Origin of the sequence: Salipiger abyssi (assembly GCF_017311415.1) — a bacterium.
GTDB classification, from domain to species: Bacteria; Pseudomonadota; Alphaproteobacteria; order Rhodobacterales; family Rhodobacteraceae; genus Salipiger; species Salipiger abyssi_A.
In genome coordinates this window covers 247,712-270,033 of record NZ_JAEKIS010000006.1, presented here as the reverse complement: position 1 = coordinate 270,033, position 22,322 = coordinate 247,712, and the positions used below count along the sequence as shown (strand labels likewise).

At 66.8% G+C, this 22,322-nt stretch carries 23 protein-coding genes; 11 read left to right on the top strand and 12 right to left on the bottom strand.

Annotated elements, in window-relative coordinates; translation table 11 throughout:
* The first annotated feature begins 152 nt into the window (after positions 1–152).
* The 4 genes from I6N89_RS11015 (at position 153) to I6N89_RS11000 (ending at position 4,185) form a co-directional block, all read left to right on the top strand.
* Positions 153–1,577: a circularly permuted type 2 ATP-grasp protein gene (locus I6N89_RS11015; protein WP_236016550.1), complete on the top strand. Its 1,425-nt coding sequence runs from the start codon at positions 153–155 to the stop codon at positions 1,575–1,577.
* 7 nt (positions 1,578–1,584) lie between these two features.
* Complete coding sequence (locus tag I6N89_RS11010; RefSeq protein WP_207018488.1) at positions 1,585–2,538, top strand: alpha-E domain-containing protein; 954 nt, start codon at positions 1,585–1,587, stop codon at positions 2,536–2,538.
* Positions 2,535–3,371 (top strand): transglutaminase family protein, encoded by an 837-nt coding sequence (locus I6N89_RS11005; RefSeq protein WP_207018487.1) that lies wholly within the window; start codon positions 2,535–2,537, stop codon positions 3,369–3,371. The genes I6N89_RS11010 and I6N89_RS11005 overlap by 4 nt, the downstream gene beginning before the upstream one ends.
* 91 nt (positions 3,372–3,462) lie before the next feature.
* Positions 3,463–4,185, top strand: a complete 723-nt coding sequence (locus I6N89_RS11000; protein ID WP_207018486.1) for a peptidase — start codon at positions 3,463–3,465, stop codon at positions 4,183–4,185.
* 10 nt (positions 4,186–4,195) lie between these two features.
* Here I6N89_RS11000 and I6N89_RS10995 read toward each other — a convergent pair whose 3' ends face one another.
* The 9 genes from I6N89_RS10995 to I6N89_RS10955 form a co-directional block, all read right to left on the bottom strand.
* A complete protein-coding gene (locus tag I6N89_RS10995; protein ID WP_207018485.1) occupies positions 4,196–4,726 on the bottom strand; it encodes a chemotaxis protein CheD in 531 nt (176 codons plus the stop codon).
* Positions 4,723–5,787 (bottom strand): CheB methylesterase domain-containing protein, encoded by a 1,065-nt coding sequence (locus I6N89_RS10990; protein ID WP_207018484.1) that lies wholly within the window; start codon positions 5,785–5,787, stop codon positions 4,723–4,725. The genes I6N89_RS10995 and I6N89_RS10990 overlap by 4 nt, the downstream gene beginning before the upstream one ends.
* Positions 5,788–5,913: 126 nt before the next feature.
* The gene (locus I6N89_RS10985) at positions 5,914–6,270 is read right to left on the bottom strand and encodes a chemotaxis protein (protein WP_207018483.1); all 357 of its coding nucleotides are present in this window, start codon (positions 6,268–6,270) and stop codon (positions 5,914–5,916) included.
* 1 nt (position 6,271) lies between these two features.
* Positions 6,272–6,658 (bottom strand): response regulator, encoded by a 387-nt coding sequence (locus I6N89_RS10980; protein WP_076695904.1) that lies wholly within the window; start codon positions 6,656–6,658, stop codon positions 6,272–6,274.
* Positions 6,659–6,667: 9 nt separating this feature from the next.
* Positions 6,668–7,537: a CheR family methyltransferase gene (locus I6N89_RS10975; protein WP_207018482.1), complete on the bottom strand. Its 870-nt coding sequence runs from the start codon at positions 7,535–7,537 to the stop codon at positions 6,668–6,670.
* Positions 7,534–8,001, bottom strand: a complete 468-nt coding sequence (locus I6N89_RS10970; RefSeq protein ID WP_207018481.1) for a chemotaxis protein CheW — start codon at positions 7,999–8,001, stop codon at positions 7,534–7,536. The genes I6N89_RS10975 and I6N89_RS10970 overlap by 4 nt, the downstream gene beginning before the upstream one ends.
* Positions 7,994–10,132 (bottom strand): chemotaxis protein CheA, encoded by a 2,139-nt coding sequence (locus I6N89_RS10965; protein ID WP_207018480.1) that lies wholly within the window; start codon positions 10,130–10,132, stop codon positions 7,994–7,996. The genes I6N89_RS10970 and I6N89_RS10965 overlap by 8 nt, the downstream gene beginning before the upstream one ends.
* 2 nt (positions 10,133–10,134) lie before the next feature.
* The gene (locus I6N89_RS10960; RefSeq protein ID WP_207018479.1) at positions 10,135–10,509 is read right to left on the bottom strand and encodes a response regulator; all 375 of its coding nucleotides are present in this window, start codon (positions 10,507–10,509) and stop codon (positions 10,135–10,137) included.
* Complete coding sequence (locus I6N89_RS10955) at positions 10,506–10,790, bottom strand: hypothetical protein (RefSeq protein WP_207018478.1); 285 nt, start codon at positions 10,788–10,790, stop codon at positions 10,506–10,508. The genes I6N89_RS10960 and I6N89_RS10955 overlap by 4 nt, the downstream gene beginning before the upstream one ends.
* 186 nt (positions 10,791–10,976) lie before the next feature.
* Here I6N89_RS10955 and I6N89_RS10950 point away from each other — a divergent pair, with 186 nt between their 5' ends.
* Positions 10,977–12,632 carry a thiamine pyrophosphate-dependent enzyme gene (locus tag I6N89_RS10950; RefSeq protein ID WP_207018477.1) on the top strand — a complete coding sequence of 552 codons (1,656 nt, stop codon included), beginning with the start codon at positions 10,977–10,979 and terminating at the stop codon, positions 12,630–12,632.
* 83 nt (positions 12,633–12,715) lie between these two features.
* Here the strand turns inward: I6N89_RS10950 and I6N89_RS10945 are convergent, their stop codons facing one another.
* Positions 12,716–13,357: a TetR/AcrR family transcriptional regulator gene (locus tag I6N89_RS10945; protein ID WP_207018476.1), complete on the bottom strand. Its 642-nt coding sequence runs from the start codon at positions 13,355–13,357 to the stop codon at positions 12,716–12,718.
* Positions 13,358–13,476: 119 nt separating this feature from the next.
* Between I6N89_RS10945 and I6N89_RS10940 the strand changes: the two genes are divergently transcribed.
* Entirely contained in the window at positions 13,477–15,513 is a 2,037-nt protein-coding gene (locus I6N89_RS10940; protein WP_207018475.1) for an NADH:flavin oxidoreductase, read from the top strand.
* A 6-nt stretch (positions 15,514–15,519) separates the two neighbouring features.
* Here I6N89_RS10940 and I6N89_RS10935 read toward each other — a convergent pair whose 3' ends face one another.
* Positions 15,520–16,833, bottom strand: coding sequence for an aspartate aminotransferase family protein (locus I6N89_RS10935; protein WP_236016549.1), 1,314 nt, complete (start codon positions 16,831–16,833; stop codon positions 15,520–15,522).
* 113 nt (positions 16,834–16,946) lie between these two features.
* Between I6N89_RS10935 and I6N89_RS10930 the strand changes: the two genes are divergently transcribed.
* The 4 genes from I6N89_RS10930 to I6N89_RS10915 all read left to right on the top strand — a co-directional run bounded on the left by I6N89_RS10930 (position 16,947) and on the right by I6N89_RS10915 (position 19,744).
* On the top strand, positions 16,947–17,828 hold the full coding sequence (locus I6N89_RS10930) for a LysR family transcriptional regulator (RefSeq protein ID WP_207018474.1): 882 nt from the start codon (positions 16,947–16,949) through the stop codon (positions 17,826–17,828).
* 303 nt (positions 17,829–18,131) lie between these two features.
* Positions 18,132–18,413: a hypothetical protein gene (locus I6N89_RS10925; RefSeq protein ID WP_207018473.1), complete on the top strand. Its 282-nt coding sequence runs from the start codon at positions 18,132–18,134 to the stop codon at positions 18,411–18,413.
* Complete coding sequence (locus I6N89_RS10920) at positions 18,410–19,534, top strand: WD40 repeat domain-containing protein (RefSeq protein ID WP_207018472.1); 1,125 nt, start codon at positions 18,410–18,412, stop codon at positions 19,532–19,534. Before I6N89_RS10925 ends, I6N89_RS10920 begins: the two co-directional genes overlap by 4 nt.
* Before the next feature lie 30 nt (positions 19,535–19,564).
* Complete coding sequence (locus I6N89_RS10915) at positions 19,565–19,744, top strand: hypothetical protein (RefSeq protein ID WP_207018471.1); 180 nt, start codon at positions 19,565–19,567, stop codon at positions 19,742–19,744.
* Positions 19,745–19,754: 10 nt separating this feature from the next.
* On the opposite strand, the gene I6N89_RS10910 is transcribed toward I6N89_RS10915, so the two are convergent.
* Complete coding sequence (locus I6N89_RS10910) at positions 19,755–20,711, bottom strand: hypothetical protein (protein ID WP_207018470.1); 957 nt, start codon at positions 20,709–20,711, stop codon at positions 19,755–19,757.
* 92 nt (positions 20,712–20,803) lie between these two features.
* Here I6N89_RS10910 and I6N89_RS10905 point away from each other — a divergent pair, with 92 nt between their 5' ends.
* Positions 20,804–22,060 carry an RNA polymerase subunit sigma-54 gene (locus I6N89_RS10905; RefSeq protein WP_207018469.1) on the top strand — a complete coding sequence of 419 codons (1,257 nt, stop codon included), beginning with the start codon at positions 20,804–20,806 and terminating at the stop codon, positions 22,058–22,060.
* Positions 22,061–22,322 lie beyond the last annotated feature (262 nt).

Below are 22,322 nucleotides of genomic sequence, written 5' to 3'. Positions count from 1 at the left end.
AAAAACAGCCCTGAGGCGAGCCTCTCGGGATTCGAGTGTTGGCGATGCCCAAGAATTGGGCGACGCTCCATGTGAGGGACAAAATTTTCGTGGCGGGCCTTTTCCTCTCGCCCGGAAACGTGGAGTTTGAGGCGCAGAGCGAAGGGAACACAATGAGCGCTAAGCAAGCCCCGATCTTCAATGAAATGATGAATGGCGAAGACGTTCGCGCCGCCTATCGAAATCTCGAACAATGGTATCGCTCCATGCCTGCGGAGCTCCGAAGCCTCAAGCAATCCGAGGCCGAGGCGCTGTTCCGGCGGGTGGGGATCACCTTTGCCGTCTATGGCGAGGGTGGCGATCCCGAGCGGCTCATTCCGTTCGACATGTTCCCCCGGGTGCTGACCGACGGGGAATGGCGCAAGCTCGACCGTGGGATCCGACAACGGGCCGCGGCGCTGAACGCCTTTCTCTGCGATGTATACGGGCGGCGCGAGATCATCCGCGCCGGGCGCATCCCCGAACATCTGGTCACCAATAACGAGGCCTATGAAAAGGCCGCCGTCGGCTTCATGCCGCCCAAGGGTGTGTTCAGCCATATCGTCGGCGTCGATCTGGTGCGCACCGGGCCGGATCAGTTTTACGTCCTGGAGGACAACTGCCGCACCCCCTCGGGTGTGAGCTATATGCTCCAGAACCGCGAAATCATGATGCGCATGTATCCGCAGCTCTTCATGGAGAACCGCATCGCACCGGTCGATGGCTATGCCGGGCTCTTGAAAAAGACGCTGGCTTCGGTCGCGCCCAAGAAATGTATGAGCGAGCCGAATATCGTGATCCTCACGCCCGGCCAGTTCAACTCCGCCTATTACGAACATTCCTTCCTGGCCGATCTCATGGGGGTCGAGCTGGTCGAGGGGCAGGATCTTTTCGTCGAAGGCGATTTCGTCTGGATGAAGACCACCGAGGGCCCCAAGAAAGTCGATGTGATCTATCGCCGGATCGACGACAGTTTCCTCGATCCGCTGTGTTTCCGGCCCGATTCCATGCTGGGCGTGCCGGGGCTGATGGATGTCTACCGCTCGGGCGGGGTGACGATCTGCTCTGCGCCGGGCGCGGGCGTGGCCGACGACAAGGCGATCTATACCTACGTGCCGGACATGATCCGCTTCTATCTCGGCGAGGAACCGGTGCTGGAAAACGTGCCCACCTGGCAATGCGCCAAGAAGGACGATTGCAAATACGTGCTCGAACATCTGCCGGAGCTGGTGGTGAAAGAGGTGCACGGATCGGGCGGCTACGGTATGCTGGTCGGGCCGAAATCGGACAAATCCACCATCGAGGCATTCGAGGCCAAGATCCGCGAAAACCCCGAAAACTATATCGCGCAGCCGACGTTGTCGCTCTCGGCCTGCCCGACCTTCGTGGAAGAGGGTATCGCGCCGCGCCATGTGGATCTGCGCCCCTACTGCCTGGTGGGCGAAAAGATCGAACTCGTGCCGGGCGGGCTGACCCGCGTGGCGCTGACCGAAGGCTCGCTGGTGGTGAACTCCTCGCAGGGCGGGGGCGTGAAAGACACCTGGGTCCTGGCGGAGTGAAGACGACATGCTGAGCCGCACCGCAGATCACCTTTACTGGATGGCCCGCTATCTCGAGCGCGCCGAAACCACCGCGCGCCTGCTGGAAGTGGGCGCCCGCAACGCGCTGCTGCCCGATCCCTCCGGCGGCTATCGCAACGACTGGGAGGCCGTGCTTCAGGCCAAGGGCACGCTGGAGGAGTTCAAGGAGAAATACGGCGAGCCGAACCAGCGCAATATCGAGACCTGGCTGTTCTTCGATGCCGAGAACCCGTCCTCGGTGCTCTCCTGCATCAATGCCGCGCGCGAGAATGCCCGCGTGGTGCGCACCGCGCTGACCGCGCCGGTCTGGGATGCGATCAACTCCGCCTTTCAGGAGCTCAAGCAGCTCCAGCGCACCGAGCGCAGCAAGCTCATGCTGAGCGATCTCAGCGAATGGACGCTGCGCACCTGTCATCTGGTGCGGGGCTGCATCCAGGCGACGCAGCTGCGCAATGACGGCTACGATTTCATGGGCATCGGCACCTCGGTCGAGCGCGCCGACAACACCGCGCGGCTGATCGACGTGAAATATTACGTGCTGCTGCCGTCGCTGTCCTATGTCGGCTCCGGGCTCGATCAGAGCCAGTGGGCGCTGCTCTTGCAGTCGATGACCGCGCAGCGCGCCTTCAACTGGACCTATACCGGCGAGATCACCGCGCAGAAGATCGCGCATCTGCTGATCCTCAACCGCAAGTTCCCGCGCTCGCTTTTGTCCTGCGTGCGGTGGAGTTGCGAGCATCTCGACAATATCGCTGAGAATTACCAGACCGGCACCCGCGCTCAGGACGTGGCGCATCAGCTGCTCGACGATCTCAGCCGCGCCACGGTCGAGGATATCTTCGACGAGGGGCTGCATGAATTCCTCGGGCGCTTCATGGCGCGCAACGCGGGGCTCGCGATCACCGTCCAGGATGTCTATCTGCATGGGATGCCGGCATGAAACTGAGTGTGCGCCACATCACCCATTACCGTTTCGACCATCCCGTGCGCGGGGTGGTGCAGTCGCTGCGGCTCTGGCCGGCCGATTGCGCCTCGCAAAAGCTGCTGTCCTGGGAGGTGAAGACCGAAGGCGCCCTGCGCGGCGCCGAGTTCACCGACGGCGCCGGCGACCGCACGGCGCTGGCGAGCTGGCGCGGCCCGCTCGACGAGCTGACCGTCGAGGTGACCGGCGAGGTCGAGACCGTCGATCTCTTTGGCGTGCTGCGCGATCATCGCGAAAAGGGGCCGGCCTCGCTCTATCTGCGCTCCACCCGGTTCATCCGCCCGGACAACGATCTGCGCGAGCTTTCGGCTTCGGCGCTGGAGGGGATGAAATCGGCCACCGATCTCGACCGCGCCCACGCGCTGTCGGGCGCGGTCGCCGAGGCCATCGAATATGCACCGGGCGAGACCAAGCCGCACACCACCGCCGCCGAGGCGCTCTCGGGCGGCAAGGGCGTATGCCAGGATCACGCCCATGCGCTGATTGCCGTCGCGCATGTGGCGGGCATTCCGGCGCGTTATGTCACCGGCTATTTGCAGGTGGACGAGGACGGCAAGCCGCATGAGGCCAGCCATGCTTGGGCCGAGCTTTTCGTGCCCGATCTGGGCTGGGTCGGCTTCGATCCGTCCAACCGCTGCTGCCCGGACGAGCGCTATATCCGCCTCGGTTCGGGCTTCGATGCGCAGGACGCGGCTCCGATTCGCGGTGTGGTGCAGGGCAGCACGCCGGAGGAACATCTCAAGGTCGAGGTCGTCGTGACGGCGGCGCCGGGCCAGCAGCAGGCACAGTGATGCGGCGGCGCGCGGCGCCTTGCCCCCATTGCCCGGTGCGCCGCGCGGCACTATAGCCGGGGCGGGGCAGGTTGCTTCAGGGGATTCGGGAATGACCTATTGCGTTGGATTGCTGCTTGACGCGGGCATGGTGCTGCTCTCCGACACGCGCACCAATGCGGGGCTCGACAATATCGCGACCTACCGCAAGATGTTTCTCTTCGAAAAACCGGGCGAGCGCGCCATCGGGATCATGACGGCGGGCTCGCTGTCGATCACCCAGACCACCATGGCGCGGCTGACCGACGCCATTGACGACCCCGAAAGCGGCAAGTCGATCCTGACCGCGCCGACCATGTTGCAGGTGGCCGAGATCGTCGGCAGCATGCTGTCGGATGTTACCTCCGAGGTTGCGGCGCGGATGGAGCGCATGAGCCAGGGCGCCACCGCCTCGATGATCGTAGCGGGGCAGCGCAAGGGTGGGCCGATGCGCATGTTCCTGATCTATCCCGAAGGCAATTTCATCGAAGCCACCGCCGACACGCCGTTCTTGCAGATCGGCGAGCATAAATACGGCAAGCCGATCCTGGACCGGGTGATCGAGCCCGGCACCGGCATGGCCGATGCCGAGAAGGCGGTGCTGCTGTCGATGGATTCGACGCTGCGGTCGAATCTCAGTGTCGGCATGCCGCTCGACCTCGCCATTATCGAGGCGGATGCGTTCAAGATCGGTCGCCGCCGCCGGATCGAGCCGGATGACGAGGGCTTTGCCCGGATGAGCGCCGCCTGGTCCGAGGCGCTGCGCAACGCCTTCCAGCAGATAGATCCGATCTGAGCGGCGGGGCTCAGAACAGCACGATTTCGCCATGCGACGGCGGCGCCGGGGCGGCGACCGGCGGTGCCACGCGCTCGACCTCGCCCGGCACGATGAACTGTTTCACCCTGCCATCGGTCGGCCAGAAGCGGATTCGCCGCGCGGCATTGCCGCCGGTGCTTTCCGAGGCGACGGGGATGCCCTCGTTCTGAAGGAATTCGCGGGCGAAGGCGACGTTGGAATCGCCGATATCGCGCAGCTGGGTGAGCATCTTGGCGCCGCCAAAGAGCTTGGCGATCATCCGGTTTTTGCGCGCGCCGCGTTTCAGGAGCCCGTTGATCAGCAGCTCCATCGAATAGGCGCCATAGCGCACATCCTCACCATCGCGTCCGGCCCGGTGCGGCAGCAGGAAATGGTTCATGCCGCCGACGCCTGCGACCGGATCGGTCAGGCAGACCGCCGCGCAGGAGCCGAGCACCGTCGAGAGCACGCAGGTCGGATCGTCCGAAATGCGGTACTCGCCCTGGATCACGTTTTCGATTTTTTCCGCCGCATGCGTCATTTCGTTGCCACCCTCTTGCCGGTCCCTGTGTCTTCTTTGGCGCAGGCGTGCAGGATCGCCGGGCCGATCTTTTGCAGCGGCAGGCTGATCTGAGCCGCGCCGAGCTGCATCGCCGCGCGCGGCATGCCGTAGACGGTGCTTGTGGCCTTGTCCTGCGCGATCGTCGCCGCGCCGGCGTCGAGCAGCGCCTTCAGCCCCTCGGCGCCATCGCGCCCCATGCCGGTCAGCAGCGCCGCCACCGCCCGCTGCGCCCCCGGCACGGCGGAGTGGAACATGGCATCGACAGAGGGCATATGGCCGGAGATCGGCGCACCCGCCTCCAGCACGATGCGCATCGGCTTGCCGCCGGCGAGGCGCATATGCGCCCGGCTGCCCGCGGCAAGCGCGATCTGCCCGTGCCCGATCCGGTCGCCGTCGCGCGCGGGCCGGACCTCGGCGGCGCATTGCCGGTCGAGCAGCCGCGTCAGGCTTTCGCCGAATCCGCCGCCGGTATGCTGCACGATGAAGGTGGGCGGGCAATCTGCGGGAAAGGCGGAGAGCACGGTCAGCAGCGCATCGACCCCGCCGGTGGAGGCGCCGATCAGGATGAAGCGGTTGCTGTGGCCGAGCGACGGCGCCTCGCCCCGCGGCTGCGCCGGGGCGCGTGTGCCGAGGGGCGGAGAGGGTGCGCGACCAGGGCGCCGCGCGGTGCGGGTGAGGCTGCACAGGGTCTCGACCAGCAGACTGGCCGGCGCGCCGGTGTCCACTGCGAACAGGTCCGAGCTGCGCCCCCAGGGCGAATCCGGCGCACGCGCGCCGGTGTCTGGGCGCTCGGTGATCACCAGCCAGCGCACATCGAGCGTGGCGAAGAGCGCGCGCATCACCTCGAATTCCGGTTGGCGCGCCAGCTGCCCGGAGATCAGCACTGCCATCGGTTCACGCTCTTCCACATCGGCATAGGTGGTCATGAGATCGTGGGTCTCGGCGATCACTTCGATCTGGGGCGAGCTCCCCATCTCCTGCGCAAGCCTGCGCCGCAGGCTTCTGTCCGGAATGGCGATGATCAGCGAGATCGGAGTCATCGGCGCCCCCTTCTTTTTTTGGCTGCCAGACGCGCATTTGCGCGCTGGCGAGACTGGATTGACCGCAGCCCGCTATGGGCTGCCTTGAGAGCGTGGGCGGGGCCCGCCGAGTCGGCTGCGCCGCGTTCAGAACAGCTCCGGCGCGTTGGCCGCCAGATCCTCCTGCTGCCCACCGCTCAGCCGCCGGCCGAGTGCGCGCAGTGGAATGGCGCGCAGCTCGGGCGTCAGATCCAGCGCGGTTTCCGCATCGAGCCGGGGTGAGAGCTTTTCCACATAGCCGGCCAGCGCGTCGGTGGATTGCGCCAGCATGTCGAGCTCTTGCAGCGCGGTCACTGCCACGGTCCCGAGCCGCCCGCTGCTCGCGGCGTAGAAATGCTCCATACCCTGTTCGAGCCGTTCCAGCCGGTGTTGCAGGTGACGGATCTCCTGCGACAGCAGCCGCGTCGCCTCCGACGGGGACAGGTGAATGTCGCTCAGCGGCATGTCAGAGCTTCCCCACCACGCTCTCGATGCATTGTTTCATCGACAGCGAAGTGAACGGCTTTTTGATCATGTTGTTGAGCCCCCATTTCTTTGCGGCGGCGACCATGTCGGGCGTCGGCTTGCCGGTGACGAGGATAAAGCCCATGCGCTGGGTCGCCTTGTTCTGGCGTACCGCCTGCAACAGGGCCAGCCCGTCCATATTGGGCATGTTGAAATCCGACAGCACAAGATGCACGGGGCTGGCGGCGAGGCGGGTCAGGGCCTTCTGCCCGTCATTCTCGGTCTGGTAGTTCTTGATGCCAATCTCGTCGAGCGCCTGGGTGATCAGGCCGCGGCTCGTCGCCATATCGTCGACCACCATAACGCGCAGGGATTCTTTTAGACTCATTGTCGTCTCCTAGGTCGCGGCGGCGGGGCCGGCCGCGGATGTCTTGCGATAGGTGGTGACCCCTGCAGTGGTGAGACTCTGCAGCGCCGGGCCGGATACCCGCTCGGAATGGCCGATGAACAGGAAGCCACCGTCGCGTAACATGCCGGCAAAGCGGCTCCACAGCGTCTTCTGAATGTCGTGGTCGAAATAGATCGCCACGTTGCGGCAAAAGATCGCGTCGAAGGGGCCGTGGAAGGGCCAGGGCTCGATTAGATTCAGCTCGGCGAAAGAGATCATCTGACGCGTCGTCTCTGCCATCTCGACCTGGTCGCCATCTTCGGCGCAAAGCTTTGTCCAGGTCCGGCGCAGCTCGGCGGGGATGGTCTCTCCCTCTTCTTTTGGGTAGCGCGCAGCCCGGGCGCGGCGCACGATGGCGGGGTCGATATCGGTGGCGAGGATTCGGACATTGCGCCGGGACGTCTCAGGCAGTGCGTCTAGCAGGGTCATGGCGATGGAGAACGGTTCCTGCCCGGAGGAACAGCCGGCGGACCACAGGCGGATACGCGACTGCTTCGCCAGTGCCGGCAGCAGCTCGCGGCGCAGCGTGTCGAAATGATGCTTTTCGCGGAAGAAGCTCGTCACATTGGTGGTGAGCGCCGAGATCAGTTCCAGCCGCTCATCCGCCTCCGCCTGCCCGCCGAGCAGAGTCATGTAGTCCTGAAAGCTCGAGATATGGCGCGCGCGCAACCGCCGGGCGAGGCGCGAATAGACCAGCGGCTTCTTGCTTTCGGCAAGGCTGAGGCCGAATTCGGCGCGGGCCAGCTGCGCAAGTGCACGGAAATCCTGATCGCTGAAGCTGAATTCCCGCGACCCCAGATCTGGCGCGGCGTCGCTCATACCGCGCCTCCCATCTCGTTGTCGAGCACTGCGTCGAGGTTGACCACGCGCACCATGTTCTCTCCCACCGAGATGACGCCCAGAATGGCCTGTCGCGCCGCTTCGGATTTGATGTCGGGTGTTTCCTGTATCGCGGATTTGTCCACTGAGAGAATTTCGGAGACGGATTCGACCAGCAACCCGATCGTAGTGCCGCCGGCGGCCGCCACGATCACCACATTGCGCTCGTTATCCGGTGTGGTGCCTAGGCCGAAGCGGGCGGCGAGATCGAAGATCGGGATCACCGCGCCGCGCAGGTTCATCACGCCGAGCACGTCGTCGGGCGTGTGCGGCAGCTTGGTCACCGGGGTCCAGCGGCGGATCTCGCGGATCTGAGTGATTTCGAGGCAGAAGCTCTGTTCGCCCGCCGAGAAGGTGATGAACTCGAACTGAGTCTCGGTCGGGGCTTCGATGACGTCAAGCATGGCGCAGCTCCATTCTGGGGGAGGGGGCGGGCGGCAGGAAGGGCGCCCCGGGGTTGAGTTTCACGAGTTCGTCTGGATCGAGGATCAGGGCGATCTTTCCGTCGCCGAGGATCGTCGCGGCCGAAACGCCGGGAATGGCGCCGTAATTGCTTTCGAGGCTCTTGATGACGACCTGCCGCTGGTCATGAATGCCGCCGACACGCAACGCGGTGAGCCCCTGACCTTCGGTACTGACCAGCAGCAGCACGCCGGTGCCGATGGGCGCGCGTTCGCGCGTCAGGCCGAGGTTGCGGGCAACATCGACAATGGGCACATAGGCGCCGCGGACGGAGATCACCTGGCCGTTGGTGCCGATGCAGTGCAGATCCTTGCTGTTGGGGCGGATCGTCTCGATGATCGAGGCGATGGGGATGACCATGGTCTGATCTGCGATGGAGATCACAAACCCGTCCATCACCGCCAGCGTCAGCGGCAGTACGATGGTGAAGGTGGTGCCGCTGCCGGGCACCGAACTGATCGAGACGCGCCCGCCAAGCGCGGAGACCGCGTTCTTGACCACATCCATGCCGACGCCGCGCCCGGAGAGGCTTGAGACCTCGGCGGCAGTGGAGAAGCCGGGCAGGAAGAGCAGATTGTCCACCTCCTGCTCCGAGAGTTCGGCATCTGGCGCCACAAGCCCCTTTTCGATGGCCTTTTCGAGGATGCGCGCGCGGTTCAGACCGGCGCCGTCATCGGCGATTTCGATGAACACGCTACCGGAGCGGTGCGAGGCCGAGAGACGGATCGAGCCGGTCGGATCCTTGCCCGCCTCGCGGCGTTTCTGCGGGCTTTCAAGCCCGTGATCCACCGCGTTGCGTACCATATGGGTGAGCGGGTCGGCGAGCCGTTCGATCACGGTCTTGTCGACCTCGGTGGAGTCGCCCACCGTGACCAGCTTGGCCTTCTTGCCGGTAGCCTCGGACGCTTCTCGCACGATGCGCGACATGCGCTGAAAGAGCGGTTTCACCGGCTGCGCGCGAATCGCCATGACACCTTCCTGGATGTCGCGGGCAAGCAGCTTGTAGGCTTCGAGCTCGTTGGTAAGATGCGCCACAGCAGGCAGTTCCAGCTCTTCGATGCGCTGGGAGATCATAGCCTGGTTGATGATCAGCTCGCCCACCGTATTGATCAACCGGTCGACGCGTTCGAGATCGACGCGCAGGGTCGGACGCGGGCCGCGTGGCTCCTCGCGTGCAGCGGATTGCTGGGCTGCCGATTGCTGCGCCGCAGGTTTGGGCTCCGACGATGGGGGGGGCACGAGTGATGGGGAAGCGGGCTCGGCATCGGTTTCAGGCTCCTGCGCCGGCGGCTCGGGAAGCACCGCAGAGGTGGGGGGCTCGTCGCCCTCCTCGCGCACGGAGATGTCGAGCGTGCAGAGCGCGTCGACGAATTCGAACACCTCGTGCAGCACCGTCTCGTCCTCCGACGTTTCCAGCGACAGGCGCCAGTCGATCACCGCATCATTGGGATCGAAAGCGTCAAACTCCGGCAAACGGTCGAGATTCGCCTGGACCGAAAGCGTGCCCAGCTCCGCGAGCGCATCGAAGAGCAGCAGCGGCTCGTGACCGTTGGAATAGAGCGCGGGCGTGGGCTGGAAGCGGATATCGAAATGCCGCATGACCGGTTCCGGCTCGGAGAGGTCGATCGGCACCGGGCCGGCGTCGAAATCCAGCGTCACCGCGTCGAAGGCGAAATCGTCGCTCTTGTCGGCATCGCCGAGATAGGTGTCGAGCTCCTTTAGGATCGCGGCCTCCGATTCCGCGTTGGGTTCGCGCTCGTCGCGGGCCGCTTCGACCAGATCGGCGAGCTGATCGCCGGAGCGGTGGAAAAGTCGCATCAGCGACTCGTCCACGGAAAGCTCGTGCGAGCGCACCTTGTCCATCACGGTTTCGAACGTGTGGGCAAAGTTCACCAGACGGTCGAGCGCGAAGGCACCGGCGCCGCCCTTGATCGAATGCACCGCGCGGAACACCGCGTTGACCACATCCATATCCTCGGCGTTCTCTTCCATCGCCGAGAGCCCCTCGACGAGCGCCTCGAGAAGTTCCTCGCACTCTTCGAAAAACGTATCGCGGATCGAGCTGTTCGACATGGTTACACCACATGCCCGGTGAGACGGCGCAGCACCGAGACCAGCGAGGCGTCGTCGAAAGGTTTCACGATCCAGCCGGTGGCGCCGGCCTCGCGGGCGCGGGCCTTGAGATCGGGGCCGCTCTCGGTGGTCAGCACGATGATCGGAACGGTGGTGCGGTTGGGACCGCTGCGCAGATTCTCGATCACGCCGAACCCGTCCATATTGGGCATGTTGATGTCGGTGATGACGACATCGGGCTCGACCTCGGAAAACTGTTCGACCCCTTCGACCCCGTCGCAGGCCGAATGGTATTCGAAGCCGGCCCCTTCGAGCGAGACGCGCAGCAGGTTGCGGATGGTCCGGGAATCGTCGATCGCGAGGACTTTGGTGGTCATTGCATCGGGTCCTTGTCGAAGTGATCGGGGGCCAGGCCGAGCCGTTCGAGCCCGGCGCGGAACGTGTCGGAAGTGTCGGTCAGCCGGAAGGGCAGCCCTTCGCTGGCCCATTGCTTTTCGGCGACCAGCAGAATTTGCAGCCGGTGCGCATCGAGCCGGGCCACGTCGCGGGCCGAGATCGACACCGGCATGTGGCGCGCACCCAGCAGGAAGGGCACCAGCGCATCCTCGCCGTTGCGGTTCCGCCCGGGTTCGAGAAGGTGGGAGTGAAGGTCGGACATCGTGGGATCGGCACCTCTGGCAGCGTCGCGGGTCTGTCGCCGGCGGGCACATATCCGCGCCGGTCCGGAACGAGAAATACGGCTCGTGTCTTAACAAAGCGTTCTGGCGGATCGCGTTTTCTGCACGCGCTTGCGGTTGTCCTGGGATTTCTTCACAACACGCACATTGGGGAAAGGAGAGTGGCGATGGCGCGCAATGGTGGGCAACTGGTGGTGGAATGCCTGACGGCGCTGGGCGCGCGGCGGGCCTTTGGCGTGCCGGGCGAGAGCTATCTGGCGGTGCTCGATGCGATGCATGACAGCAAAGGCCGGCTCGATTTCGTCAATTGCCGGCAGGAGGGCGGGGCGGCCTTCATGGCGGCGGCGCATGGCAAGCTCACCGGTCAGCCCGGCATCTGCATGGTGACCCGCGGCCCGGGCGCCACCAACGCCTCCATCGGGGTGCATACGGCGATGCAGGACAGCGCGCCGATGCTGCTTCTGGTGGGCCAGATCGCCACCGACATGCGCGGGCGCGAGGCGTTTCAGGAGGTCGATTACCGCGCCGTTTTCGGCACCGTGGCGAAATGGGCGGTGGAGATCGACGATGTTGCCCGCGTGCCCGAGATCCTGTCGCGCGCCTGGACGGTGGCCACCACCGGTCGCCCCGGCCCGGTGGTGATCGCGCTGCCCGAGGATATGCTGATGGCCGAGACCGAGGCGGCGGCGCTCGACGGGCCGGTGCCGGTCTTCCCGCCAGAGCCCGCGCCGGGCGCCGTGGTCGAGGCGCTGGAGATTCTGGAGCGCGCCGAGCGGCCGCTGATCCTGATGGGCGGCGCGCCCTGGGATCGCGAGGCCAGCGCGGCCTTGCAGCGTTTTGCCGAAGGCTCGGACATCCCGGTCGCGACCTCTTTCCGCTATCAGGACCAGTTCGACAATCGCTCACCGGTGTTCTGCGGCGATGCCGGGGTGGGGATGAGCGCTGCGACCAAGGCGCTTCTGCGCGACGCCGATGTGATTCTGGCGCTGGGCATCCGGTTCGGCGAGAACATGACCGACGGATACACGCTCCTCAATGTGCCCGATCCGGTGCAGAAGATCGTGCATGTGCATGCGTCCGACCGGGAGATCGGCAAGGTCTACCGTCCGGCGCTGGGAATCCACGCCTCGTCCGAGCGCTTCGCGCTGGCACTGACGGAGCAGGTTTCCGGCGGTTGGGCGGCGTGGCGCGAGGCGGCGCGGGAGGCCTATCTCGGCTTCATCGACAAGGCGCCGGCGCAGCCCGGTCCGGTGGATATGGTCGCGGTCTGCGCGCATCTGCGCGAGCGGATGGAAGACCGTGAGCTGGTGCTGACCAATGGCGCGGGCAATTTCACCGTCTGGTCCTCTAGGTTCTTCCGGTTCCGTCCCGGTATGCGGCTGCTGGCGCCGCAATCCGGCGCGATGGGCTACGGGCTGCCGGCCGCGGTGGCGGCCAAGCTCGAGCGCCCCGATGCGGTGGTGCTCTGTTTCGCCGGCGATGGCGATATCCAGATGACCATGCAGGAGCTTGCCTCCGCCCGGCAGGCGGGGGCGGCGGTGATCGTGATCGTGGTCAACAATGGCAGCTACGGCACAATCCGCGCGCATCAGGAGCGCGAATTCCCGGCACGGGTCAGCGCCACCGACCTGCAAAACCCCGAGTTTGCGGCGATTGCCCGGGCCTGCGGGCTCTATGGCGAGGTGGTTTCCGAGACCGCGCAATTCGCCGAGGCTTTCGAGCGGGCCTTGGCGGCGCCAGATGGCGCGCTGCTGGAGCTGACGGTGGACACCGAGGCGCTGACACCCTACCGGACGCTGACACAGATCCGCGCAGGCTCGTAGGGTGGGCAATTTGCCCACCGCTTCCAGCGTCATCCCACGCAACCGCCCGGCGCGGTAGGCAAATTGCCCACCCTACGGCGCCGCTAGCCCCTGCCAAACCGTGCGCGAAACCGCGCCATCTCGTTCGGCTGCGGCGGCTGGCGGGCAAAGATCGTCACGTAATCGGAGATGCGCGCCAGCCGGGTTTCCAGCGTCTCCTGCACCTGCATCGAGATATAGCCCATCTGGGTGAGATAGACCGTCCGCGCGCGCACATCCGCCTCCGTCGCGGGCAGGCCGAAGCGGGTGAACATGGCGCGAATCGCCGCAAGCCGGGCCTCATCCGCCGCCTGCACCCGCGCCGCGACCGCCGCGTCGCGATGCGCCCAGCCGCGCACCGCGAAATCGAAACGCGGCTCGAACCCGGTTTCCTCCAGAAAGGCGGCGATCAGCGTCAGAACCGCTTCGGGCAGGGTCTCGGCATAGGCCTCGCACGCGGTCTGGATGGCGCCGGTATTCCGCGCCTCCCAGAGTTCGAGCAATGCCTGAAGAAGGGCCCCCCGATCCTTGAAAAACCAGTAGAAACTCGTGCGAGAGAGATCCAGCCGTGCAGCCAGAGGCTGGATCTTCACCGCCTCCAGACCGCTCTCGACAAAGGCCTGCCTTGCCGCCTCCAGCCAGAGCTCGCGCGAGCCGCGCCAGCCGGCGGTTTTGTCGGTCTCTGCCTGCGCGTCCTGACTGCTCATGCTAACAGATTAGCCGGTCTTGCAGGGCGCAACAATCGGAAATGGTCAGAGGTGATCGCAAACTTGACATAAGTGAACATTTTGCGCAGCGTCATCCCGGCCAACAGGGAGTCCGCCAGATGTCGACCGATCCGCTGCTCCAGCCCTTCCAGCTGAAACATCTCACGCTCAGGAACCGCCTGATGCTCTCCTCGCACGAGCCCGCCTATGCCGAGGACGGCATGCCCAAGGCGCGCTATCGCGCCTATCACGCCGAACGGGCGCGGGCGGGGATCGGGCTCACCATGACGGCGGGCTCGGCCAGCGTGTCGCGCGACAGCCCGCCGGCCTTCAACAATATCCTCGCCTGGAAGGACGAGGTGGTCGGCTGGATGCGTGCGTTGACCGAGGAATGTCACGATCACGGCTGTGCGGTGATGATCCAGCTCACCCATCTGGGCCGCCGCACCCGCTGGGACCGGGGCGACTGGCTGCCCTCGCTCTCCTCCGGGCATGCGCGCGAGGTGGCGCACCGGGCGTTTCCGAAAAAGGCCGAGGACTGGGATATCGCGCGGGTGATCGCAGATTATGCCGACGCCGCCGAGCGGATGCAGGCCGCCGGGCTCGACGGGATCGAGCTCGAAGCCTACGGTCACCTGATGGACCAGTTCTGGACACCGCTGGTCAACGAGATGGAGGCGCCTTATGGCGGTTCGCTCGACAACCGCATGCGCTTTGCCATGGAGGTGCTGGGGGCGATCCGCGAGCGGGTGGGCAACGACTTTATCGTCGGCATCCGCTACGCGGCGGATGAGGTGGAACAGGGCGGCATCACGAAAGCCGAGGGGATGGAGATCACGCGGCGGCTGAAAGCCAGCGGGCTGGTGGATTTCCTCAATGTCATCCGGGGCCATATCGACACCGACGCGGCGCTGACCGATGTGATCCCGGTGCAGGGCATGCGCAGCGCCCCGCATCTGGATTTCGCCGGCGAGATCCGCGCCGAGGCACAGATCCCGACCCTGCACGCCGCCAAGATCCAGGACGTGGCCACCGCCCGCCACGCCATCGCCAGCGGCAAGCTCGATATCGTCGGCATGACCCGCGCGCATATGGCCGACCCGCATATCGTCGCCAAGATCCTGCGCGGCGAGGAGGACCGGATCCGGCCCTGTGTCGGCGCCAATTACTGCCTCGACCGGATCTATATGGGTGGCGGCGCGCTCTGCCTGCACAACCCCTCGACGGGGCGTGAGCTGGAGCTGCCGCATGAGATCGCGCCGGCGGCGGAGACATGCCGCGTGGTGATCGTGGGCGCGGGTCCCGCGGGGCTGGAGGCGGCGCGGGTGGCGGCGCTGCGTGGCCATGAGGTGGTGGTGCACGAGGCGGCGAACGATCCCGGCGGGCAGGTGCGGCTCACCGCGCAGACGCCGCGCCGGGCCGAGATGATGTCGCTGATCGAATGGCGCTTTGCCGAATGCGAGCGCATGGGGGTGCGCTTTCACTTCAACAGCTTCGCCGATGCCGACACCGTGCGGGCCGAGGCGCCGGACGTGGTGATCGTCGCCACCGGGGGGCTGCCCCATGCGGAGGGGCTGGCGGAGGGCGACGCGCTGGTGGTGACCGCCTGGGATATCCTCTCGGGCGATGCGCGCCCCGGCAGCAATGTGCTGATCTTCGACGATGCGGGGGATTTCGCGGCGCTTCAGGCCGCCGAGACCATCGCCGCCACCGGCGCGTCGGTGGAGATCGTCACCCGCGACCGTAATATCGCCTCCGAGGTCATGGGCATGTCGCTGACGCCCGCTCTGCGCGCGCTTCAGGGCCGTGATGTGCGTTTCACCGTGACCTGGAAGCTCGACGCGGTGCGCCGGGCGGGGAACGGGCTGGTGGCGGAACTGGGCAGCGATTACGGCAGCTTCAGCCAGACCCGCGAGGTCGACCAGGTGGTGGTCAATCTCGGCACGAGACCGCTCGACGATCTCTATTTCGAGCTGCGCCCCGGCTCGCTCAATCTCGGCGAAGTCGACTACGAGGCGCTGATTGCGCTGGCGCCGCAGAACGTGCGCCGCAACCCGGAGGGCACCTATCGGCTCTTCCGTATCGGCGACGCGGTGTCCGCCCGCAACACCCACGCGGCGATCTACGACGCGCTGCGGCTGCTGCGGGCGCTCTGAGGCGGGTTAGGCGCGGGCGGCGGAGATGGCCTCGCCCATGATCTCGACAGCCTTGTCGATCTCTTCGTCGCGGATGGTCAGCGGCGGCGCGATACGGAAGACCGAGCCCATGGCGGGCAGGGCCACGATGTTCATGCTCAGCCCGCGCGCCATCGCCTCGGCGCCGATGCGGTCGCCGAGCGCCAGATCCGGCGTCTTGCTCTCGCGGTCGGTGACGACCTCCATCCCCAGCAACAGCCCGCGCCCGCGCACATCGCCGATGCAGTCGTAGCGCTGCTTGAGGCTCTCCAGCCCGTCGCGCAGCCGTGCCCCGGCGCTCACCGCGCGCTCGGCCAGCCGGTCGCGGCCCAGCACGTCCAGCACGGTGAGGCCGACGGCGGCGGGCAGCGGGTCGGAGACATGGGTGGTCAGGAAGACAAAGCCGCGCTCATGCGCCGTCTCTTCGATCTCGCGGCTGGTCAGCACCGCCGAGAGCGGCAGGCCCGCGCCCAGCGTCTTGGAGAGGGTGAGGATATCCGGCGTGATCCCGTCGCGCTGGAAGGCGAACATCTGCCCGGTGCGCCCGATCCCGGTCTGCGCCTCGTCGAGGATCAGCAGCATGCCGCGCTCCTCGCATTTCCTTTTCAGCGCCGCCAGATAGCCCTCGGGCAGCTCGATGATGCCGCCGGAGGAGAGGATCGGCTCGGCGATGAAGGCGGCGAGGCTGCCGGTGGACTGGCTGTCGACCAGCGCGAAGGCGTCGTCGAGCTCGGTCTGCCAGTCGAGGCTGCCATCGGCATGGGTGAAGCGCGGGCGATAGGTATTCGGCGCGGGGATCGCGAAAGAGCCGACATTGGCCGGGCCGACGCCGCGGCGCGCGGCGCTGTAGGTGGCCGAGGCGGCGGCGCCGGTCATGCCGTGCCAGCTTCGCGAGAAGGCGACGATCTCGTGTTTGCCGGTGACGCATTTCGCCAGCCGGATCGCCGCCTCGTTCGACTCGCCGCCAGTGGAGAGCAGCAGCACCTTTTCCAGCCCCGGCTGCATTCGCCCGAGCCGCGCCGACAGCTCCACCACCGGGCGCGACAGCATCCCGCTGAACAGATGATCGAGCCGGCCGATCTGCTCGCGCACGGTGCGCACGATATCCGGATGCGAATGGCCGAGAATGGCGCTCATCTGGCCGGAGGTGAAATCGAGGATGGCGTTGCCCTCGGTGTCGTAGACATGCGCGCCCTCGGCGCGGTCGATCACCCGGGTTTCGAATTTCGGGCCGTAGCGCATCACATGGCGCTCGGTGGCTGCCCAGAAATCGGTTTCGGTCTCGGTCGCTTGCATGGTCATGACGGGCCCTTTCGTTTCGGGTGAGATCTGTCGTTTGTCACAGGCTACGCAGAATTGGGATTTCAGCCAAATTCGTAATGTGCGAATCTGAAATCAGTATTATTGATATCTTCATGGCCGATCTCGACATCCTCCTGTTGCGCAGCTTTCACGCCGTCTCGCGCAGCGGCTCGATCAGCGCGGCGGCGCAGCGCGTCGGGCGCACGCAATCCGCGGTCAGCATGCAGATGCGGCGGCTGGAGTCGGTGGTCGGCCAGCCGATCCTGTCGCGCACCGGCAGCGGCGTGGCGCTGACCGCCGCCGGCGAGCGGCTGCTGGCCCATGCAGAGCGCATTCTCGCCGCCCATGACGAGGCGCTGGCAAGCCTGTCCGGGCGCGGCCTTCAGGGGGCGATCAGCTTCGGCTGTCCGGAGGATTATCTCACCGCCTTCTTCCCCGATCTGCTGCGCGGCTTCGGCGCGCGTCATGGCGGAGTCGAGATCGAGGTGGTCTGCGCGCCCACGGTCGAGCTGCGCGGGCTGCTCCAGCGCCGCCGCATCGACGCGGCGCTGGTCTCGCTGCCCGGCGATGCGGAGGGCGCCGGGATCATCCGCCGCGATGCCTTTGTCTGGGTGGCCAGCCGTCCGGATCCCGATATTCTCAAGAACCCGGTGATCCCGCTGGCGCTTTCGGCTCCGGACACGCTCGACCACCGCGCTGCCTGCGCGGCGATGGAGGAGGCGGGGCGGGCCTATCGCATCGCCTTTGCCAGCAACAGCCTCGCCGGGCTGCTGGCGATCACCCGCTCGGGCCAGGCGGTGAGCGTGGTGACGCGCTCGGCGGTGCCGGACGATCTCTGCACGCTGAGCGCGCCACTGCCGGCACTGCCCGAGATCGGCATGACGCTGGCCTATGCGGCGGCGCGGCCCTCGGCGTTGGTCCGGACATTCGGTGCATTTGTCGAGCGCAGGCTGAGCGACTTGCCGGCCTCCGGTGCCATGCTGCCGCGCGAGTGATTCGGCGCGGCTGGCGGCTGGCGTCCTGCGGCGGTGGAACAGATTTTTACGTCCGCGCGCGGACGCCGTAACGGGGTATTACACTTTCCCGCCGGGATTGAAATTCCCGGGCGAAAATTGATGTATTTCAAAGGTTTTTATTGCGTGTCCGTGGCGCGGGATTAGCCTGACGGTCTCAGAAAAACCGGTCTGAGACAAGTCCGGTCAGGGACCGGACAAGGGGCGCGGCGGCCTGGGGAGAGGCCGAAAGCGACGGGCAAGGGGCGGCACGCGATGCGCGATCCAGCCGCCCGGGAGGAGAGAATGACAGAGCGACCAAGCGGGATGCAGGAGATCCTGGCGGCACGGCTGGAGATCACTCAGGAGATCTCGGCGGCGACCGCCGAACATCTGCGCCTGTCGCAGCGCCTGAGCGGGTTCGAGGTGCTGCGCATGGGCGGCGAGGAGACGCAGGAGGACGCCGAAGACATGGCCCGCGACACAGCGGCCCTGCGGCGCTGCGAGGACGAGATCGAGCAACTGGAGGCCCGCATGGCGGGGCTCGATGCCGAGCTGGAGCGCAAGGCAGGGGGAGAAGGACAATGATCGAGACAAAGCCGCCGCAGGCGCTGACGCTGTTCGAGCTGATCGGACGGGAATGGGTGCTGGAGCAGCCGGTGACGGCACTGGCCTTCAACGCCAAAGGCTCGGCGCTGGCCTGTGTGCAGGCGGATGGCGCGCTGGCGCTGCTGGCCGTCGCCGATGCCGAACATCCCGAGCAGCGCATCCGCATGGAGCTGGAGACCGGGCGCAGCACGATCCGACCGCGCGAAAAGCCGCTGCCGCCGCCGGTGGTGACGCAACCCTTGCGCGCCGAGGCGGGTCTCTGCGCCTGGGACGATCAGGGCTTTGCCGTGGCCGGGCCGGAGGAAACGCTCTGGCGGGTCACCGCGCGGGGCCAGTGCCTGCCGCTGGAAAAGCAGGGCGTGGCGCCGGTCTCGGCGCTCTGCGCGCTGCGTGGCGGCGGGGTGGCGGTGGCGCGGGGCGGCGAGCTGAGCCTTGCCACGCCGGACGGGCTGGCGCCCAGGCTGCGCTGTGGCCTGCCGGGGGTGGTCGAACGGCTGGCGGTCTCATCCGACGGGCGCCGGCTCGCGGCCTGGGGCGACGGGCGCGTCACGGTGCTGCGGACCGAGACTCTGGAGGCGGAGACGACGCTGGAGGCGCCGGGCGAGGCGGTCTGTCTCGACTGGTCGCCGGACGGGCGCTGGCTGGCGGCGGGCTGCACCGACCGCGCGCTGACGCTGGTCGATCTCGACGCCGGCGCCGCCGACCGCATCGCCGATTTCCCCGCTTCAGTCGGTGCGCTGGGCTTCAGCCGCAAGGCCGGGGCGCTGGTGGCGTCGGGGGCGTTCCGTGTCGTCGCCTGGAAGACCCCGGATCTGCCCTTTGGCGATCACGCGGGCACGCCGCTCGACACCGGGCGCCCGGGGGTGACGCTGGTCGACTGTGTCGCGCCGCATCCTACCCGCGATCTCTGCGCGGCGGGCTATGCCAACGGGCTGGTGGTGCTGTCGCCGCTGGGCCAGCGCGACGAGCTGATGCTGATCGAGGGGCGCGGCGCGGCGGTCACCGCGCTCGCCTGGTCGCCGGATGGCATGCATCTGGCGGCGGGCTTCGCCGATGGTCGTGCGGCCATCGCGACCTTTCCGAAGATCATGTTCAAGTGACCGAAAACAAAAGACGATTGGGAGGATATCATGAAACCGGAACTGTCCGCAGACGAACAGAGCAAGGATCGTTTCTTCGCCTCGCTGGCAAAGGTCTCTGAGGAGATGGTCGAGGCCCATGGCAAGGATTTCGCCATGGGCGCGCTTGTGCTGGCGGCGCGCTGGATCGCCGAAGGCAAGTTCGGCAAGGCCGAAGAGCCGATGCACTGAGGTGCGTCGCCTAGTGCCGCGTGGCCTCCCGCGCCGCACTGGGGGCGGCGGGCTGGGGCAGGCTCTGGATCTGGTTCAGCAGCACGGCGCTCAGCGGGGCGGCCAGCGCGGCCAGCCCGTCATCGGCGAGACCCGATTGCGCCGCCTCATCGGCGGCGCGGTCCAGCGCCTCGGTCAGCGCGGGGCGGATCAGCTGGGCATAGGCGCATAGCTCATGGATGCGAAAGGCACAGAAATAGACGGAATCGTCGTTGCGCAGCGCCGGGTCTCCGGTGGGCGGGGTGAGCGCGGTGCCATGTACCGCTGCGCCGAGCACTGCCAGCACCTGCCGGCGCCAGCGCGCATAGTCCGTATCGGCGGAGTAATCGAGCCCGACATCGTAGAGCTTTTCGGTGATCGCGCGAAACGCCCGGCCCCCGGAAATATGCCGGCGCCAGAAGGCATTGGCCTCTTCCACGTCGCGGCAGGCGGTGAACCGCGCCGCGAGTTTGCGCCGCGCCAGAAGCACCAGCATCATATCCACATCTTCCGAGACCGAGCGCGAGATCTGCATCGCCTGCATCGGCAGCCCGGTCAGCGCCAGCAGCCGCAGCGCCGAGACCTGATCGGTGAGCCGCGCCGAAACGGCGGCGAGCCCGTGCCATTGCGCCGGGTCGAGCCCCTCGGTCTCCTGCCGGCGACCGAGCTCCGCCGCCGCGTGCAGGGCGCGCAGCCAGATCACGCATTGATCGAAGAGAAACACCAGATCCACCTGCGCGCTGCTCGGCGCGCCCTCGGGGCGGGGCAGGGCGCGAAAGCCGGGCAGGCTGTGCACGCCGCGCGCCCAGGCGCGGTCGAAATCCAGCCCGCGCGCCGACCAGAGCTGACGCACCCGCGCCAGCAATTGCGGCGAGAGGCCGGGATAGGACAGTTCCGGCGGCGCGTGGTGCAGCGTGGTCACCGCACCGATCATATCGTCATGGCTCATAAGCGTCCTCCGCGGATATGCGGTCGGGCAAGGATAGCAAGCGCGGGCGAAATCCGGCCAGCGATTTCTGCCCTCGTGTCAGGGAGGGGGCGATGACCCCGGGTCTCGGCCTCGTCGCGACGACGCGCCAGAGCTTTGTGCTGGGCCAGTCCATGACGCTCCTGCGCATGAGTGCAGCCGAGCTGACGGAGCATCTGCTGGAGGTGGCGCAGGTGAACCCGCTCCTGCGGGTCTCGCGCCCGCGCCGGCGGCTGTTTATCGGCAACGCGGCGACCGACGTGTTGGAGGCGGTGGCCGCCGCCGAGGCGTCGAGCCTTTTCGCCCATGCCAGCGCCGAGCTTGCGCCGTTGCTGGCCGATGGCGGGCCGATGGCGCGCGCGGTCATCGCGCTGATCGAGGAGCTGGAGCCCTCCGGCTGGTTCGGCGGCGATCTGTCGGTATTGGCCGAGCGGCTGGGTGTGGCGCCGAGCGTGATGGAGCGGGTTCTGGCGCTGGTGCAGCGGCGGATCTCGCCAGCCGGGCTTTTTGCCCGCGATCTGGCGGAATGTCTGCGCCTGCAACTGGAGGAGCGCGAGGCGATGACGCCGGCGCTCGCGGCGATGCTGCCGCATCTGGGAGTACTGGAACGCGGCACGCCGGCGGCGCTGGCGCGGACCGCCGGGCTGACGGTGGAGGCGGTGGTCGAGGGGCTGACCGTGCTGCGCGGGCTCGATCCGAAACCGGGGGCGCGTTTCGCAGCCGACCCGACGCTGAGCCGCGCACCCGATGCGGTGGTGGAGCGCGGCGCGCAGGGCTGGCAGGTGCGGTTGTTGCGCGGGGCGGAGCCGGAGCTGGAGGTGCGGGCGCTGCCCGACCGGGCACGGTCGGAGAGCTTGGCGGAAGCGCAGAAACAGGCGCGGATGCTGAAACAGGCGATGGCGCTGCGGCACTCGGCGATGCGCCAGGTGCTGGCGGCGCTGGTCGCGCGCCAGCAGGGCTATTTCGACCACGGCGCCGAGGCGCTGGCGCCGCTCACCATGGCCGGGCTGGGGGCGGCGACGGGCTTTCATCCCAGCACAGTGAGCCGGGTGCTGAACGGCTATCTGCTCGACACGCCGCAGGGGGTGATCGCGGCCCGTGTGCTTTGTGCCGGGGCGGCCTCGAAAGGCACGGGAGCGCATTCGCGGGCGCAGGTCACCGCGCGGCTCTGCGCGCATCTTGGTGCCGAGGATCCGGCGGCGCCGCTCTCCGACGCGCGGCTCGTGGCGCTGCTGCTGGCCGAGGGCATCACGATCTCGCGCCGCATGGTGGCCAAATATCGCCAGCAGGCGGGCTATGCGCCCGCTGCGCTGCGGCGCAGACGCGCCTGATTTTCCACAGTTTTTCTGCATTGCGGCATGGCCTGGCGGGGCCGTGGTGTAACGCCGCGCACTGTCCATTTGTAATGTCCGGCGCAACGGTTTTGCGGGCGGTGTAACGCTTCTTAACGTTACGGAAGACGGTCGCATTGGGCGCTAACAGCGCCGCCCGGCACCCTGCGAAAAAATGTTAAAAAAGAATGTAGGTTTTTCAGGTGATTGCGCTCGCAGCTCCTCAAAATGCTGCCGTTTCCCCCGTTCTGGAACAGCGCGT